At 39.1% G+C, this 14,627-nt stretch carries 14 protein-coding genes and 1 other annotated feature; of the genes, 8 read left to right on the top strand and 6 right to left on the bottom strand.

The annotated features are described in order from the left end of the window. Positions 1–15: 15 nt before the first annotated feature. A complete protein-coding gene (locus RWN13_RS10085) occupies positions 16–216 on the bottom strand; it encodes a YwbE family protein (RefSeq protein ID WP_314062948.1) in 201 nt (66 codons plus the stop codon). Between the two features lie 222 nt (positions 217–438). On the opposite strand from RWN13_RS10085, the gene rsmG reads away from it, so the two are divergent. The 7 genes from rsmG to guaB all read left to right on the top strand — a co-directional run bounded on the left by rsmG (position 439) and on the right by guaB (position 6,839). Next, the gene (gene rsmG, locus RWN13_RS10080) at positions 439–1,158 is read left to right on the top strand and encodes a 16S rRNA (guanine(527)-N(7))-methyltransferase RsmG (protein WP_314062946.1); all 720 of its coding nucleotides are present in this window, start codon (positions 439–441) and stop codon (positions 1,156–1,158) included. A gap of 158 nt (positions 1,159–1,316) precedes the next feature. Next, complete coding sequence (locus RWN13_RS10075; RefSeq protein WP_314062943.1) at positions 1,317–2,084, top strand: AAA family ATPase; 768 nt, start codon at positions 1,317–1,319, stop codon at positions 2,082–2,084. Beyond that, positions 2,071–2,964 carry a ParB/RepB/Spo0J family partition protein gene (locus tag RWN13_RS10070; protein ID WP_314062940.1) on the top strand — a complete coding sequence of 298 codons (894 nt, stop codon included), beginning with the start codon at positions 2,071–2,073 and terminating at the stop codon, positions 2,962–2,964. The genes RWN13_RS10075 and RWN13_RS10070 overlap by 14 nt, the downstream gene beginning before the upstream one ends. Before the next feature lie 13 nt (positions 2,965–2,977). After that, positions 2,978–3,163 (top strand): DUF951 domain-containing protein, encoded by a 186-nt coding sequence (locus RWN13_RS10065; RefSeq protein ID WP_314062938.1) that lies wholly within the window; start codon positions 2,978–2,980, stop codon positions 3,161–3,163. A gap of 91 nt (positions 3,164–3,254) precedes the next feature. Continuing rightward, complete coding sequence (ychF, locus tag RWN13_RS10060; protein ID WP_314062936.1) at positions 3,255–4,355, top strand: redox-regulated ATPase YchF; 1,101 nt, start codon at positions 3,255–3,257, stop codon at positions 4,353–4,355. Between the two features lie 66 nt (positions 4,356–4,421). Next, positions 4,422–5,117 (top strand): DUF1129 domain-containing protein, encoded by a 696-nt coding sequence (locus tag RWN13_RS10055; protein WP_314062934.1) that lies wholly within the window; start codon positions 4,422–4,424, stop codon positions 5,115–5,117. 237 nt (positions 5,118–5,354) lie between these two features. Continuing rightward, entirely contained in the window at positions 5,355–6,839 is a 1,485-nt protein-coding gene (gene guaB / locus RWN13_RS10050; RefSeq protein ID WP_314062932.1) for an IMP dehydrogenase, read from the top strand. A 77-nt stretch (positions 6,840–6,916) separates the two neighbouring features. Here the strand turns inward: guaB and RWN13_RS10045 are convergent, their stop codons facing one another. The 5 genes from RWN13_RS10045 to RWN13_RS10025 form a co-directional block, all read right to left on the bottom strand. Beyond that, the gene (locus RWN13_RS10045) at positions 6,917–8,323 is read right to left on the bottom strand and encodes a polysaccharide deacetylase family protein (RefSeq protein WP_314062929.1); all 1,407 of its coding nucleotides are present in this window, start codon (positions 8,321–8,323) and stop codon (positions 6,917–6,919) included. Positions 8,324–8,461: 138 nt separating this feature from the next. After that, positions 8,462–9,739 (bottom strand): serine--tRNA ligase, encoded by a 1,278-nt coding sequence (serS, locus tag RWN13_RS10040; protein WP_314062926.1) that lies wholly within the window; start codon positions 9,737–9,739, stop codon positions 8,462–8,464. A 196-nt stretch (positions 9,740–9,935) separates the two neighbouring features. Continuing rightward, positions 9,936–10,141, bottom strand: a binding site (T-box leader). 62 nt (positions 10,142–10,203) lie between these two features. Then, positions 10,204–11,529, bottom strand: a complete 1,326-nt coding sequence (locus RWN13_RS10035) for a serine hydrolase (RefSeq protein WP_314062923.1) — start codon at positions 11,527–11,529, stop codon at positions 10,204–10,206. A 79-nt stretch (positions 11,530–11,608) separates the two neighbouring features. Then, the gene (locus RWN13_RS10030; protein ID WP_314062920.1) at positions 11,609–12,787 is read right to left on the bottom strand and encodes a HAMP domain-containing sensor histidine kinase; all 1,179 of its coding nucleotides are present in this window, start codon (positions 12,785–12,787) and stop codon (positions 11,609–11,611) included. Beyond that, entirely contained in the window at positions 12,777–13,466 is a 690-nt protein-coding gene (locus tag RWN13_RS10025) for a response regulator transcription factor (protein ID WP_314062918.1), read from the bottom strand. The genes RWN13_RS10030 and RWN13_RS10025 overlap by 11 nt, the downstream gene beginning before the upstream one ends. A 215-nt stretch (positions 13,467–13,681) precedes the next feature. Here RWN13_RS10025 and RWN13_RS10020 point away from each other — a divergent pair, with 215 nt between their 5' ends. Further along, entirely contained in the window at positions 13,682–14,296 is a 615-nt protein-coding gene (locus RWN13_RS10020) for a histidine phosphatase family protein (protein WP_314062916.1), read from the top strand. Positions 14,297–14,627: the final 331 nt, after the last annotated feature.

Here is a 14,627-nt window from a genome sequence, read left to right as displayed (position 1 = left end):
CACTATTCTTTGTTTTTATTCTTCGATAATCTGTTGAACTCGACCAACTTGATCTCCTTCGGTTAGCATTACTTTAATGCCGTGAGGGTGGTTGGGGCTCTTTGTTAAAAGTCGTTTAATGTGGCCACGTGTTAAGGTACCTGTGCGTTGATCTTTTTTTAAGACGATATCTACTAGTTGACCAATTTTTAATTGACTGCGGTTTTTTCCATCCATTTGTGTCACCTTCCTCTTTCTTTTGGTTCTTAGGGTATTATCCCAGACTGGTGTTTAAAAAGCACGCTTATTGCTAAGAATTCCCATAAAAAAGGCAACAAAAATCAAGAAACTTATATAGAAGTAGTAAAAGCATTGCACTTCATCTCATTTTACGTTAAAGTAAACAAAGAAAAGTGTGAAACAATTAGTTTGTTTCACGAGAGTAGAAAGGAAATCACGATGACACCAGAACAATTTAGACAAGCACTTAAAGAAAAAGGGATTGAGCTGACGGATACGCAAATGTCTCAATTTGCCAATTATTTTACCTTGTTAGTGGAATGGAATGAAAAGATGAACTTAACCGCAATTACAGAAGAGTCAGAGGTTTATTTAAAACATTTTTATGATTCTTTGACGTTGGCCTTTACCAATGATTTTGCTAAAGAAGGCTTTACGTTGTGTGATGTGGGGTCAGGGGCAGGTTTTCCAAGTATCCCTTTAAAGATTGCTTTTCCAAATAGTCAGGTGACGATTGTTGATTCTTTAAATAAGCGGATTACCTTTTTAAAGACTTTAAGTCAATCGTTAGGTTTAGAGGGCGTTCATCTCTACCACGATCGGGCGGAAACCTTTGGTCAAAACAAAGAATTTCGGGAAGGGTTTGACTATGTTACGGCACGAGCGGTGGCTCGTCTCAATGTCCTGGCAGAATTATGTTTGCCTTTAGTGAAAAAAGATGGCTACTTTTTAGCCATGAAGGCGGCTAAAAGCGATGAGGAATTAGTCGAAGCAAAAAAAGCGATTGCCCTTCTAGGTGGTAAATTGGCCAAAGAAGAAGATGTGACGTTGCCGATTACCCATGATACGCGTCATGTGGTAACGATTGCCAAGAAAAAAGAAACACCTAATAAGTATCCTCGTAAACCGGGGACACCGAATAAACAGCCGTTGAAATAAGGCAAAGAGACAGAGAAAAATTAACGTATTTATGATACAATAGGAACATTGAGAAATCCTTGAACTACACAAGTCCAGATCGTCATTACTAGCTCTTTGAGTCATGAATTGGTTGGGTCTGTGTAGATAAATTGTGAGAAAGAATCGGAGGAAAAAGCATGGCACGGATTATTTCGGTGGCGAACCAAAAGGGCGGTGTTGGTAAAACCACTACAACAGTAAACTTAGGTGCTTCGCTTGCGTTTTACGGTAAAAAAGTGTTATTGATAGATATTGACGCACAGGGAAATGCAACAAGTGGAATTGGAGTCAGAAAATCAGATGTTGATAAGGATATATATGATGTATTAGTCAACGAACATCCCATGTCTGAGGTCATTCACCACACGACCCGCGATCAACTGGATATTGTGCCGGCGACGATTCAATTAGCGGGAGCAGAAATTGAATTAACCCCGATGATGGCTCGTGAATCACGTTTAAAGAGTGCGATTCAAGATGTGGCAGACATGTATGATTATATATTAATCGACTGTCCACCTTCGTTAGGCCATTTGACGATTAATGCTTTTACAGCCAGTGATTCGATCTTAATTCCGGTTCAGTGTGAGTATTATGCCTTAGAAGGATTGAGTCAGTTACTTAATACGGTACGTCTTGTCCAAAAACATTTTAATCCTGATTTGCGTATTGAGGGAGTGTTATTAACGATGTTTGACGCTCGTACGAATTTAGGCTCTGAAGTGGTTGAAGAGGTTCGCAAGTATTTTAGAGAACGAGTGTACGATACTATTATTCCGAGAAATGTCCGACTATCAGAAGCGCCAAGTCATGGGTTGTCAATTATTGATTACGATCCCCGTTCAAGAGGTGCTGAGGTTTATCAAGCATTAGCAAAGGAAGTGTTAGCACATGAGCAAAAATAGTAAAGGATTAGGCCGTGGCATAGATGCGTTGTTCCAAGATTTTGCCAGCTTGGAAGAAGTCGATGTTCAAAAGGAAGAAATCGTTGATCTTGATTTAGGAGAACTTCGCCCCAATCCTTATCAACCCCGGAAGACCTTTGATGAAGCAGCCCTCCAAGAGTTAGCCCAGTCGATTAAGCAATCCGGTGTTTTTCAACCGATTATTGTCCGTAAGTCGGATGTAAAAGGGTATGAAATCATTGCTGGTGAGCGTCGTTTTAGAGCGTCGAAATTAGCTGGGAAAGAAAACATCCCGGCAATTGTCAGAGAATTTGATGAAGCGGCAATGATGCAAATCGCTGTACTGGAAAATTTACAGCGTGAAGACTTAAGCCCTCTAGAAGAAGCGGAAGCCTATGACATGCTGATGAAAAATTTAAAGTTGACCCAAGTTGAGTTGTCAGAACGCTTAGGGAAAAGCCGTCCGTATATCGCCAATCATTTACGCCTACTGACGTTGCCAGAAGTAGTCAAAGAATTATTACAAGCTGAGCAGTTGTCAATGGGACAAGCCCGTACGTTATTGGGCTTGAAAAATCGTGAATTAATGGCTGAAGTTGCTGCCAAAGCGATTAAAGAAAGTTTGACGGTTCGTCAGTTGGAGCAATTAGTGTCAGAGATGAACGATCAAAAAGTGGCGCCAAAGAAAAAAGTTAAAAAAGAAGGACCAGCCAAACCCTATTACATTCGTGAAAGTGAAGAACGTCTCATGGATAAATTTGGCACCTCTGTGTTGATTCAAGAAAAAGAGGGCAAGGGCAAGATTGAAATTGAGTACTTGTCTGCTGATGATTTGACGCGGATTTTAGATATTTTAGAAATTAAGTTTGATGAAGGATAAGTGAGGGAGATCCATGTATGATTTAGGTGATCTTGTTGAGATGAAAAAGCCTCATGCGTGTAAAGCCAATCGTTGGGAAATTATTCGCATGGGAATGGACATTAAAATCAAGTGCACGAACTGTGGTCACATTGTGATGTTACCTCGTCGTGACTTTGATAAAAAAATGAAAAAAGTCTTGGTAAAAAAAGACGAGTAAAAGTCGGTTTTAGAATAGAGGAAAGTTGATACTCTCCGCTATTCTAATCGTCGTTTCTAACTATTTTAAGATGAAAGAGTGAATGTAAATTATGGCATTAACAGCTGGTATTGTGGGGCTTCCCAACGTTGGTAAGTCGACCTTATTCAATGCAATTACAAAAGCCGGAGTCGAAGCGGCGAATTATCCCTTCGCAACAATTGATCCCAATGTAGGGATGGTTGAAGTTCCAGATGAACGCTTAGATGAATTAACAAAATTAGTGCAACCTAAAAAAACAGTGCCAACAACCTTTGAATTTACGGATATTGCCGGAATTGTTAAAGGGGCAAGTCAAGGTGAAGGGCTAGGAAATAAATTTTTAAGCCACATTCGCCAGGTTGACGCTATTTGTCACGTCGTTCGTTGTTTTGATGATGAAAACATCACCCATGTAGAAGGTCGGATTGATCCCCTAGGGGACATCGAAACCATTAATTTGGAATTGGTTTTAGCCGATTTGGAGTCAATTGATAAACGTCATACTCGAGTGAGTAAAATTGCTCGGACAAAAGATAAAGAAGCCTTGGCAGAATTGGCTATTCTTGATAAAATTAAGCCGGTTTTAGAAGCTGGACGTTCCGCTAGAACGATTGAATTTACTGAAGAAGAGTTAGATTATGTCAAAAGTTTATTCCTACTAACGACTAAACCGATCCTTTATGTAGCCAATGTGGCTGAAGATGAGGTTAGTGATACGGATAATAATGACTATGTGAAACAAGTCCGTGATTTTGCTTCAACGGAAAACTCTCAAGTGATTGTGGTAAGTGCTCGCGCTGAAGAGGAAATTGCTGAATTAGATGATGAAGACAAAGAAGAATTTTTAGAAGCCTTAGGAATTGAAGAGTCAGGTCTAGATCAATTAATTAAAGCGGCTTATGACTTACTTGGTTTTGCAACTTACTTTACTGCAGGTGTCCAAGAAGTTCGTGCCTGGACTTTTAAGAAAGGCATGAAAGCTCCCCAGTGTGCAGGGGTCATTCATACCGATTTTGAACGTGGTTTTATTCGTGCCGAAACAGTCTCATATGAAGATTTGAAACAATATGGAAGTATGGCAGCGGCCAAAGAAGCTGGACGTGTCCGTCTTGAAGGTAAAGAATACGTTGTTCAAGATGGCGATGTTATGTTGTTCCGTTTTAACGTATAAGACACTGATGACAAGAATCTTGTCTGTTGCTAAACTAATTTGACAGGCAAAGGGGGAGGGATTTTTTTGGAAGAATTAGAATTACGAGAAACTGTCGCTAAAAACCGTGAATTAGAAGCTCAATTAACGAAGCGTAATGAGCAATATATCTTTGATTTGAAGAAATCATTGGCTGCGGCTAATTTATCAGAAGAACTACAAGCAATTGCCTTAGGTGGTATTTTGCCAGAATTAGTTGAAGGTCAAAAAACAGGAAAAACCGCCCGCCAATTATTTGGCACTGTAGGGGAGCGAACCGAGGCTATTTTAGCGGCTCCAGCTCCGGATAGAGAAGGAACTAAGTATGAGATGTGGCTAGATAATTCATTGCTGATCTTTGTCTTTATGACGGTCTTCATGACGGGGGTTATGCCACTATTAGCGAAAAATGCTGTTACGAGTCAACAACAAGGCTTAATCAGTATTTTAGTTGGCTCAATCTCCGGAGGTTATGCCTTCTATTTGATTCACAAAAAGATTTATATTTACGATCGGCCTGGCGCTGATCAAGCAGGCCGGCCTGGCGGGTTTAAATCTATTTTAATTATGATTGGGATAATGCTGGTTTGGATATTTGTCTTCATGCTGTCAGCTTTTATACCTGCTGTAGTCAATCCGGTTTTAGATCCAACCATCAACATTATTTTAGGTGCAGCAGCTTTCGGATTACGTTATTTCCTAAAGAAAAAATACAATATTCGCGGCAGTATTTTGCAACGATAAGTAAAAAACCTCATCAATTGGTGAGGTTTTTTTGCTGCTGAAAATTTAAGACAGGTTATCGATCGATACCTCCAGATTCGGTTTTGGTTGAATCGTTTGGTGCAACAAGGAAGGTGAGAGCGTCTCAAGTGAGAAAATGATGATAAACCTCATAAAATAGACAGCAATCATTGACATAACCCAATTTCTTTGATAAGTTTGTAATTAAAAAATAAAACAGAGGAGTGGTTCGTTACAATGTCTAATTGGGAAACTAAATTCGTGAAAAAAGGTTTAACATTTGATGATGTGTTGTTAATTCCAGCAGAAAGTCTTGTGTTGCCAAATGAAGTAGACATGTCAATCAAATTAGCTAAAAATATCACCTTGAATATTCCATTTATGAGTGCCAGCATGGATACCGTCACAGATAGTAAAATGGCGATTGCTATGGCTCGTCAAGGCGGTCTAGGTGTTATTCACAAAAATATGAGCATTGCGCAACAAGCAGATGAAGTTCGCAAAGTTAAACGGTCAGAGAGTGGTGTCATTATCGATCCATTTTTCTTAACGCCGACTCATTTAGTTGCCGAAGCAGAGGCTTTAATGTCTAAGTACCGAATTAGTGGGGTTCCCATTGTTGAAACACTGGAAAATCGTAAATTAGTCGGAATTTTAACAAACCGTGATTTACGTTTTGTAACGGATTACCAACAGCCGATTGAGGCTGTTATGACGAAAGAAGATTTAGTAACAGCGCCTGTAGGGACATCGTTAAAAGATGCTGAAAAAATTTTACAAAAGCATAAAATTGAAAAATTACCAATCGTTGATGCTGATAATCGCTTAAGTGGTCTGATTACCATCAAAGATATTGAGAAAGTGATTGAATTTCCCAATGCCGCAAAAGATGAGCATGGTCGTTTATTAGCTGCTGCTGCAGTTGGTGTGACCAGTGATACTTTTGAACGTGCTCAGGCATTATTAGATGCGGGAGCTGATGCAATTATTATTGATACGGCTCATGGTCACAGTGCAGGGGTTATTCGTAAAATCAAAGAAATTCGCGAGACTTTCCCTGAAGCGACCTTGATTGCTGGAAATGTGGCAACAGGTGAGGGGACCAGAGCTCTATATGAAGTCGGAGTTGATGTTGTAAAAGTCGGAATTGGACCTGGTTCAATTTGTACGACTCGTGTTGTAGCTGGCGTGGGTGTTCCTCAATTGACAGCTATTTATGACGCAGCCGAGGTGGCTCGTGAGTACGGTCGGGCGATTATCGCTGATGGTGGGATTAAATATTCCGGAGACATTGTTAAAGCTCTAGCAGCTGGCGGTCACGCGGTTATGTTAGGTAGCATGTTGGCCGGCACCGATGAATCACCAGGTGAATTTGAAATTTATCAAGGGCGTCGTTTTAAAACCTATCGGGGTATGGGCTCTTTAGGGGCTATGGAAAAAGGATCAAGCGATCGTTATTTCCAAGGTGGAACGAATGAAGCCAATAAATTAGTGCCTGAAGGAATTGAAGGCCGTGTTGCTTATAAAGGGAGCGTCTCAGATATTATCTTCCAATTAACGGGTGGCCTTAAAGCCGGTATGGGATATGTTGGTGCGGCTAACCTTCAATTTTTGAGAGATGAGGCACAGTTTATTCAAATGAGTGGCGCTGGTCTTCGTGAATCACATCCTCATGATGTCCATATTACTAAAGAAGCACCAAATTATTCTGTTGAACAATAAGACTAAAACGACGCTGAATTATTCAGTGTCGTTTTTTTATCCTGCAAGACAAAAAAATACCCAATAAAGAGTCCTCTTTATTGGGCGGAGATAAGTTGTTTATTTGATGAGGAGTAATAAACAGTTAATGGTTCTGGAGTGACTTGTAAAAGGTCTGAAATGGTGACAAAACGATAACCTTCTTTTTGCAGATCTGTAATTAATTTTTCCAAAGCGTCGGCAGTTTCCTGATGGATGTCATGCATCAAGATGATGCTGTCAGTTCCGATGGTATTTTTTATCTCAGCGTCGATTTTTTTGCTGTTTTTCGTTTTCCAATCGAGGGAGTCGACTGACCAGTTGACTAAGGGAAGGCCGATGGCGACTGCCGTCTCATAGTTGAAACTGCCATAAGGGGGTCGTACGTACTTGGGTAAGACACCGCTAGCTTGATAAATAGCTGCTTGAGTTCGGTTAATCTGCTGACGAGTCTCTTCTGCGGATAATTCAGTTAAATTAGGGTGGCTAAAAGAATGATTCCCTAGTTCGTGGCCATCTTTAGCTATCCTTTTTACCAAATCAGGGAACTTCTCAGCTTGTTGCCCAAGCATAAAAAAAGTGGCAGGGACTTTTTTCTTTTTTAAAACAGATAACACAGCAGGAGTTGTTTTATCACTGGGTCCATCGTCAAAGGTTAATGCGACTACTTTTTCCTGTGGAATAACGGTCTCTACAGGAGTCTCTTTTAAGTAGCGACTGTCAACAAAATCAGAGCTCAAAAAGCCTTCGACTTCGCCAAAGTTAATGGTATAAGTATCAATGTAAGCACCTTTTTGTCGATAAGGGATTTTAACCTTGGTTTTACCAAATGTAAAATCTGTTTGAGACGCTAGAAGAGGTGGCAAAGCTAAAATGTTAGCCACCTCTTTTTTACTGTTCTTAGCTCCAGCCAGAAGTTCTTCCTGAATATTCCGATTAAGCCTCAACAAATTTTGCTGGTTAATAAAAACATCACCTAAGGTAAGCTTATTGCCTGTTAGTTTATTAATAAGGGTTTTTTCTTTTAGAGGTTGGCTTGACTCTTCCCATTTCTTTTTCCCCTTGTTCCAATCATAACTTTTTTTTACATAGCCATAATAGGTCACGTTCTGTTGGTTATCTTTGGCTGTTGCTCTTAAAACGGTTTTGGTAGGAACGTCTTTATTTTCTTTTTTTATATGTTTTTCAGCTATTTTAGCCATATCTTCTTGAACATCTTTAATGATTGCTGCCTGGCCATTAGTTGGTATCATCAAAATGATGTTATTATCACCTTGAGTTGATTGAACTAAAGAATGGTAGTGACCCTCTCTGGCTTCTTCGTCAATTTTTTGCATTAATTGAGTGTCACTGGTATTAAATTGCTTAATTGCTAATTTTTTTTGGTTTTTAATAAAATAAGAGCCGTAAATAACTACTATCACGCATAAGATAAGGGTAATTAAAATCTTTCCTGTATTTTTCATCGGCATAATTTCCTTTATTTGATTACTATACCAATAGTGTAATGTTTTTGTTACGTTATTGCAATAAATTATACCCGTTCGTAATCAAAATAATGAAAAAATATAAAAATCCTTCCTTTTTAAAGGAAGGGGGGAAGATTATGCTTTTGTAATGATAGTCAAACCACCCATATAAGGTACAAGTACTTCAGGGATAGTCACGCTACCATCAGCGTTTTGATAATTTTCTAAAATCGCTGCCACGGTTCTACCTACAGCTAGCCCAGAACCATTTAAGGTATGGGCAAATTGAAGTTTGCCTTCAGCATTGCGGTAACGAATTTTTGCTCGGCGAGCTTGGAAATCCTCACAATTTGAGCAAGAGCTAATTTCACGGTACACATCTTGAGCTGGAATCCAAACTTCTAAATCATAGGTCTTCGCTGCAGCGAAGCCCATGTCACCTGTTGATAATGTCATGACGCGGTAAGGCAAGTTCAGTTTTTGTAAAATGGCTTCGGCATTAGCTGTCATTTTTTCTAATTCATCATAAGAGTGTTCAGGTTCAGTAAATTTCACCATTTCCACTTTATTAAATTGATGCAAGCGAATTAACCCACGAGTATCACGTCCTGCGCTGCCGGCCTCAGATCTAAATGAAGGGCTTAAAGCAGTAAAGTAAATTGGCAAGTCTTCTTGAGGAATGATTTCATCTCGATAAAAGTTAGTTAATGGCACTTCAGACGTGGGAATCAACGTTAAATCAGTATCAGCAATTTGAAAGACATCTTCTTTGAATTTAGGAAACTGACTCGTGCCATACATTGAGGCGCTATTAACGAGATAAGGGGTCATCATTTCTTGATAACCGTGTTCAGTTGTATGGGTGTCTAACATAAAGTTATAAATGGCCCGCTCTAAACGAGCACCGAGCCCTTTATAAAAAACAAAGCGGCTGCCAGAGACTTTAGCGCCTCTTTCAAAATCAAGAATATCTAGGTCTTCCGCAATTTCCCAGTGAGGTCTTGTCTCAAAATCGAAGGCCTTAGGTTGTCCCCATTTGCGAGCTTCCACATTGTCCTCTTCATCTGCGCCAACCGGTACAGAATCATTTGGAATATTTGGTAAGTTATCGGCAATATCGGCAATTTGTTGATCGACATTGGCTAGTTCAGTATCCAATTCTTTAATCAAAGTACCAACAGCTTTCATCTGCTCAATTTTCTCTTGAGCCTCTTCCTTGTTGCGTTTTAATTGAGAAATTTCTTCGGAAACTGTATTGCGTAATTTCTTCTGCTCCTCAACCTCTACTAATAGTTCACGACGGTGTTTGTCTAGCTCCATAAAAGTGATCATGGTTTCTTTAGCGACGCCACGAGTGCTAAGTTTTTCAGTGACTTCATCAAAATGTTGGCGAATTTCTTTAATATCTAACATCTTTCTTCCTCCTTTTTCTGTGTAGGTCCGGTGTCCACTATCGCTAACGGCTAAAGCCGTAAGCATAGGGGCCCTCCTTTTTCTTGTCGTTCGGGTGTCCACTATGGCTAACGGCTAAAGCTGCAAGTATAGGGGGCTGTTTCTAAAGTGACTAAACTCCATAATAAAAAGCCTTCTCATCCATAGAGCATTTGCTCCTTGGGACGAAAAGGCGTAAGTTCGCGGTACCACCCAAATTCAACATAACTGTTGCACTTGATTAAGGCTTTTAACGGTGGCCACCGAAATGAATTATGTCTTCATTTACTTTACTGGGATGGATTTCCATTGATTGCTTTATTGACTTGCACTAACCGTCAACTCTCTGTCAAAGCGCCTAATGTACTTGTTCCCAAACGTTTACTATTATTATTTAACTTAGCATACCGAAAAATTTACTGGCTGTCAACCTTTCTTAGGAATCCTTAAAAAATAGTGGAAAAGAAGTTTTTAATGGAACGGCTGGATAAAACGAAAAAGTTAGCTTTTTTGGTAGCCCCGTTGGTGACCATTGGAACACTTGTTTTTTGTTTAGAACCATCCACGTAACCTAGGGTGTCTTCTGGGTAACCAACTTGCAACTCACCGACTTGTTGCCCTCTTTCTACAGGGGCTTTGAGCTGGTTGTTTTTATCAAGAGCCTCATAGCTGTTGACCATTGTCAGAGTGAGATGTTCCTTGTTCATATCTTGGCGATGCCATAATTGAAGAGGGTCATTTGTGATGATAGGAACTGACAAGTCGACTCCGTTTGGAACATCGATTTTGTTAAAACCAGGTAAAGTACTTCCTTTAGGGTAGAGGGTCTCATAAGTCCAATTTTCATAAACAAAATCCATTAAGCGAGTGGTTTCCACGAAACGTAACCCACCGTCACCATTAGAATCATTGGCATTCATAACAATGGTGATCAAGCGTAAGCCGTTTTTATTAATGGTACCTGCAAAAGAAGCACCAGCTAAATCAGTTGTTCCGGTTTTTAGTCCGTCCACACCTTCTTTATAGTAATAAAATCCAGGCAGCATAAAGTTAGAACTTTCTAACACTGTTTCTTCGTCGGTTCCGGCGGCGAAAACTGTACTGGGTAATTTGGTTGTTTCAAGAAATTCTGGAAAATCTTGAAGTAAATGTTGTGCCACAAGGGCCATGTCTTTGGCTGACATTAGATTTTCTTCATTCTCTTTGCTGCCAGGGTAAATCCGCCCCTGAGCATCCTCGTTATTAATACCAGAAGTTGAGATTAAATAAGCATCCTCAATTCCCCAAGAGATGACTTTGGCTCGCATCAAATCGATAAAGTCTTTTTCTGTCCCAGCTACCCGTTCAGCTAAAGCGGTGACAGCTGCATTGGCTGAAATGATCGCACTGGCGTTAAAAAGATCTCGGACAGAATAAGAGCTACCTTTAACAAGTTTAACATTTGATAAATTTAAATCTTCGCTGATTTTTAGTAAATGATCACTAATTTCAATTTGTTCATCCCAAGAAATTTGCCCATTTTTTTCTGCCTCTAAAATCAAATAAAGGGTTAGTAATTTGGTCATGGATGCGATGGGGAGTGGCGTATTTGCATTTTTTTCATAAAATATTTTGCCAGTATCGGCGTCGATCGCAATCGCAGCCTTGGCACTGACTTCAAAAGTTGTTTCAGCAAAAGCGATTGGCGCAATCATATTAAAACTAATGATGATAACTAAGGTGTAACAGAGGCCTTTTAGCCTCGACGGTATATTGATGCGTTTTAGATTCATTTATTTCTCCTTGTGTAGACACTATCACAGTTTAAAACCAACATGATTCATTTTAACGAATTATGTTGGTTCTGGCAATTTATTCAATTGGTTGACGCTTCAGTGGTAAGTGTATCACAAAAGACGTCCACTTACGATCAGATTTAGCATAAATATAGCCACCGTGAAGAACCACAATACTTTGGGCGATGGCTAATCCAAGACCCGTTCCGCCAGTTTCTTGAGAACGAGATTCCTCAACACGGTAAAAACGATCGAATAATTGATTTAATGAAGCTTCGGGAATTTGAGGACCATCGTTTTTCACTGTAATGATAGCCTCACTACCTACCCGTTCCGCTTCTAGGATGATTTGTTTCCCTTGACGACCATACTTTAAGGCATTGGCGATGAGATTATTAAAGAGACGAACCAGTTTTTCCGTATCTCCTTCCATCAAAAAGGGCGAAGGATTCGTCAAAACATCGACTTGCATCCCCTTTTTGTTAGCGTCAATCTCAAAATCAACTGCCAACTGAGCTAATAATTGCTCCATATCAAATTGAATTAAGTTAAGAGGCGTGCTGGGCTGACGGACTTTCGTATATTCAAATAAGTCATCGACTAATAATTTCATTTGCTTGGCTTTTGAATAAGCGGTATGGGTGTACTTTAATAAATCTTCTTCATTTCGGTATTGTTTTTCTTCTATTAAACCGAGATAACCAATAATGGAAGTTAAAGGTGTCCGGATATCATGACTAATATTTGTAATTAATTCATCTTTCGATTTTTCAATCTTACGTTCTTCTTCAATCGCTTCAACCGTACTGTCCACTAAGCCGTTAATACTTTCCACAACCCGCCCTAAGTCACCGGCAAGTTCAAAGGGAATTCTATGGCCATAGTTGCCATTGGCAATATAGTGAAGCTCGCTAATAATGTGGAGCAACTGCATTTGATGGTAACGACGAATCAAGCGCCAATATAAAATGATTAAATCAAAAAGAATCATAAAACCTAATGTTAAATTACCTAAGGAATAAAATTTTTCATTTGAAAAGGTTTTGACTAAGACTTCTTTAATATCAAAGATGAGATTTTTTGTCGTGGTGGTGTCTTTGATCAGTAATTGAGCGAGTGATAAGATGGCAATATTTAACAAGATCAGTAAGACAATCGTGACGATGCCTTCTATAATGAGTTCGCTAGTTTCTTTTGATGTCAGCTTAATGCGTGTCCCTCGTTGAGAGGAATCATTTTTTTGTTTAATTGCCATCAATTTTATAGCCAACTCCCCACACTGTTTGAATGACTTTTTCACCATCTGTCGCTTCTTCAATTTTATCCCGTAAGTGACTGACATGAACCATGACCGTTTTGGCTGAAATTAAACTCTCTTGCTGCCAGACTCGTTCAAAAATTTCATCGGCACTGAAAACTCGGTTAGGGTGACTAGCTAAGAGATGCAGAATCCCAAACTCTAATGCTGTCAATTGGATTTCGACACCTTCATCAGTCGTTACTTCGTGAGAATCCTTTTTGATAACCAGAGGTCCGATTTCCAAGACATCGGGTTCATTACTAGTGACTTGCATTTTAGTTCGACGCAAGAGGGATTTGACACGAGCCATAACTTCCAATGGATTGAATGGTTTTGTCACATAATCATCGGCTCCTGCAATTAGTCCCTGAATTTTATCCATGTCCGTGGTTTTTGCAGTCAACATAATAATCGGAATTTGCGATTCCTTGCGTAGCTCTTTCACCACTTGCATGCCATCCATCACGGGCATCATAATATCGAGAATCATTAAATCAATATCAGAAGTCGTCAAGATTTTAGTAATGGCTTCTTTGCCATCATATGCCTTGATTACTTCATACCCTTCGTTGTGAATATAAATACTTAAAAGCTCAACAATCTCTTTATCATCATCAACAACCAGTATTTTCATTTTTATTGCCTCCATTATAAGTAGCTAATTTTAATCTCATTGTAGCAAATAATAGAAACAAACCCAAAATTTAAGAGATAAGTTAAATGAAATTTATACTTTTAACTGAAAACCTTGAATAAAAGTCGTCAATTGGTCATAATTGATAGTAGAAACTAACTATTTTTCAAGAAAAGATAACCAGGTTAGACAATTTAAACGAGGAGCAACTTATAATGAAAGTCTATTTTGTGCGTCATGGTCAAACGGAATTTAATCATATTGGTAGAATTCAAGGGGGAAGAATCGATTCGCCCCTAACCCAAGTGGGCATTGAAGGAGCTAAAAAAGCAGGTCAGCGTTTGGCTGAGGTCAAGTTTGATCAGATTTATGCAAGCCCATTACAGCGAGCTAAAGATACAGCTAGTTATATTATGGCAGAAAATAATGACCCTAATCAGCCTGATATAATAGAGGAAATAAATTTTCGTGAACTTCAGTTTGGCAATTGGGAAGGTCAATTCATCCATGATATTAAAGAAGAGCCACAATACGCCAACCTTAAAAACCAACCCGAAAATTATGATCCAAGTGGCCATGAAGGAGAGAGCTACCAGCAGTTAGTTTCCCGTAGTCAACAAGCACTGGCAAAAATTATCAAAGAACAGGCAACAGCCGACAATCTATTAATTGTCTCTCATGGAATTACGCTAACGACTCTGATTAAATCATTGGAAGGGAAGGAGCAAGCTGCTTATCGAGAAAGTGGGTTATTAGCTAACACCTCAATCTCGATTATGGAGACTGATAATGACGGTCGTTCGTTTGAATTAATCGCTTATAACAGTTAAGATTACAGTGTCCAAATTCAGTGACAAAAAATAACTTTTAAAATAATGAAAAAAGTAGTTGCTTTTTGCTGCTGGACTTGGTATATTATATCTTGTCCTTAAGACAGCCCAATAAATTTAAATAACAACGAAAAAAACTTTTATTAAAAAGTTGTTGACAAATGTTTGTCAAACATGTTATTCTAATTAGGTTGTCGAGTGAAGAAGTAAAACGCTTCAAACAAACTCATGACTCAAAAAATTAATGAAAAAGTTGTTGACACTGACAACTAAAACATGTTATTCTAATTGAGTTGCTGTTGAAGTTCTAAACCACTTCTGCTGAGTGTAA

Origin of the sequence: uncultured Vagococcus sp. (assembly GCF_963518325.1) — a bacterium.
GTDB lineage: Bacteria > Bacillota > Bacilli > Lactobacillales > Vagococcaceae > Vagococcus_D.
This window is presented reverse-complemented; position numbering and strand designations above follow the sequence as displayed.